The organism is Lactobacillus delbrueckii subsp. delbrueckii DSM 20074 = JCM 1012 (genome assembly GCF_001433875.1).
GTDB classification, from domain to species: domain Bacteria; phylum Bacillota; class Bacilli; order Lactobacillales; family Lactobacillaceae; genus Lactobacillus; species Lactobacillus delbrueckii.
Genome location: NZ_AZCR01000002.1, coordinates 1 through 1,360, shown reverse-complemented (window position 1 = coordinate 1,360; position 1,360 = coordinate 1). Strand labels below are relative to the sequence as shown.

At 51.3% G+C, this 1,360-nt stretch carries 2 protein-coding genes; both read right to left on the bottom strand.

What is annotated here, in order from left to right; translation table 11 throughout:
- The coding region (locus FD23_RS00560) for an NAD(P)H-binding protein (RefSeq protein ID WP_057717947.1) at window positions 1–655 on the bottom strand (655 nt) is incomplete at its 3' end.
- A 96-nt stretch (window positions 656–751) separates the two neighbouring features.
- The gene (locus FD23_RS00555; RefSeq protein ID WP_003617342.1) at window positions 752–1,210 is read right to left on the bottom strand and encodes a low molecular weight protein-tyrosine-phosphatase; all 459 of its coding nucleotides are present in this window, start codon (window positions 1,208–1,210) and stop codon (window positions 752–754) included.
- Window positions 1,211–1,360 lie beyond the last annotated feature (150 nt).

Here is a 1,360-nt window from a genome sequence, read left to right as displayed (position 1 = left end):
AGTAACCGGGCCGGACGTACCCCGCCGTTTCCGGCTGGGAAATGCCAACGCTGGCCCGGGAGTACTGGCTTGGATCAGCCATGATCTTTAAGACCAGGTCAGCCACGCTGGCTCTTGAAACAGAGGTGCCGACGAACTCGTCATAGCGGCCAGTCAAGGAGTACTTGACATCTGGCCAGTCGGTCAAGGCAGGCATTCTGATCAAGGTGTAGTCCAGGTCAGCTTCTTCCAGGCGGTGGGCAGCCTCTCTGGCTGGCAAAAAGCGGCCGGAACCCACCCATTCATCAACCCAGGTGCCGAATTCCCCGGGAATTTCATAGTAAAGGCCGGCCAGGCTTAATTCGATAACCCGGTCAAAGCCGTTTTTCTGGCTTGCCTTGACCAGGTTCTTGCTAATCACCGTGAACTTCTTGTCATCAACCTTGCCCAAGAAGACCAGGTCAGCATCCTTGGTAACTGCCAGGATCTTGTCCAGGTCAGTTGCCGCTCCTTCAGTCAGCTTGATCCGGTCGCCCTTTGCCAGGTCGGCCAAAAGTTCCGGCCGCTGGGTCAAAAGCCCCAGCTCCACATCGCTGAACCGGGGGTCAGCTAGCAAGTGCTTGATGACCAGGCGGGAGATCCGGCCGGTCGGGTGCAAAATGACATACTTTTTCATAAACAAATCCTTACTATTGCCATAAACAATTTAAAATTTTCTTACAACTTACACCCTTAATTGTACTCGCTTTAAGCGTTTTCGTAAATTCCTCGCCTAAAGCTGGTCTAACAGGCCCCGGCAGCCCCGGCTTATCTCTTGGAAGGCCAGGTCAAAGTCATTTGTATACCAGGGATCATCAATGTCAGCATAGCTACCAGCAAATTGGAGCAGCTTGTACTGCTTTCTTTCCGGGTCACCCCCGCAGATCTGGTTCATGGCCATGAAGTTTTCACTGTCCATGGCGATCAAGTAGTCATACTTGTCATAGTCTTCCCGGGTCAAAAGCCGGGCCCGGTGCTGGCTAAATGGCACCCCGTTTTTGGCCAGTTCCCGCTGGGCCCGGGGGTCCATTGGATTGCCAACTCCACCAATGATTTCATCGCCGGTCACGGCCGCGGAAGCAACTTCGACCTGGTCAGCCTTGCCGGCTTCAGCCAGGAGCTGCTTCATGATGAATTCGGCCATTGGCGACCGGCAAATGTTGCCATGGCATAAAAACAAAATTTTTTGCATTTTTGTCACCTTTCCCTAAAGTGTAAGAAATATTATAGCATGCAGCTTTTTTAAAGAAAAAAGAGACGCCTTGATATGACCCCCGAAATTAGGACACTAATTTCGGGGGTTATTTTCATGACTAAATACACTAAAGAAATCAAACTTGCT

Excerpts from the sequence above, each read along its gene's own strand:
- FD23_RS00555 (WP_003617342.1), bottom strand. The coding sequence starts at position 1,210 with ATGCAAAAAATTTTGTTTTTATGCCATGGCAACATTTGCCGGTCGCCA.